This window comes from Streptomyces sp. M2CJ-2, from assembly GCF_016757295.1.
Taxonomy (GTDB): domain Bacteria; phylum Actinomycetota; class Actinomycetes; order Streptomycetales; family Streptomycetaceae; genus Streptomyces.
Window position 1 is genome coordinate 1 of sequence record NZ_JAESIF010000256.1, and the last position, 948, is coordinate 948.

A 948-nucleotide genomic window follows, 5' to 3' on the forward strand; every position below is an offset into this window, starting at 1 on the left:
CAACCGGCTCGACAAGCACACCGGCCGCCGTCTTCCCGCCACCCTGATCTTCGACTACCCCAGCCCCCACGACCTCGCCCACCACCTCCTCACCCAGTTCCACCCGGAGGAGACCGCAGAGCAGGCGATGGACCCCGAGGAACGCTCCATCCGGGACGCCCTGAACTCCATCCCCCTCGCCCGCCTGCGTGAGACCGGGCTCCTGGACACGCTGCTCTCCCTCTCCACCGCGCCCGGAGCAGCGGCCGCCGAAGAGGCGGACCGCAGCAGCGAGATCGAGGAGATGAGCGCCGAGGATCTGGTACGGGCGGCGATGAGCCAGTTGATGCAGTCGACGAATGATGACGGCGAGTGAGGTAGAGAATGTCGCAGGCCCTTTCGACCGAGCAGATCGTCGAAGCACTCCGCAAGTCCGTCCTCGAGAACGAGCGACTGCGCCGGCAGAACGGACGGATCACCGCCGCCGCGAACGAGCCTCTGGCGATTGTGGGGATGGCGTGCCGTTTTCCGGGCGGGGTGGGTTCGCCGGAGGAGCTGTGGGGTCTGCTGGCCGAGGGCCGGGACGCGGTGTCGGGTTTCCCCCTGGACCGCGGGTGGGACGTGGCGGGCCTGTACGACCCGACCGGTGAGCGGGCGGGGTCGAGCTACGCCCGCGAGGGTGCCTTCCTGGCCGGCGCGGGGGACTTCGACGCAGGCTTCTTCGGCATTTCCCCCCGGGAGGCGCGGGTGATGGATCCCCAGCAGCGGCTGCTGCTGGAGTCCTGCTGGGAGGCGCTGGAGCGGGCGGGCATCGACCCGACGTCGCTGCGGGGGAGTTCGGCGGGCGTGTTCGCCGGGGTGATGTACCACGACTATGTGGGGTCGTCGAGCGTGGGTTCGATGGTGTCGGGCCGGGTGGCGTACACGCTGGGCCTGGAGGGCCCGGCGGTGACGGTGGACACGGCGTGC

2 protein-coding genes are annotated in these 948 nt (G+C 70.3%); both read left to right on the plus strand.

Annotation, left to right across the window (positions count from 1 at the left end):
- Window positions 1-355: acyl carrier protein (locus JL475_RS39160; protein WP_202282952.1), on the plus strand; the 355-nt coding region annotated here is incomplete at its 5' end.
- A gap of 8 nt (window positions 356-363) precedes the next feature.
- Window positions 364-948, plus strand: a 585-nt coding sequence (locus JL475_RS39165; protein ID WP_237409579.1) for a beta-ketoacyl synthase N-terminal-like domain-containing protein, incomplete at its 3' end; no start/stop codon positions are given.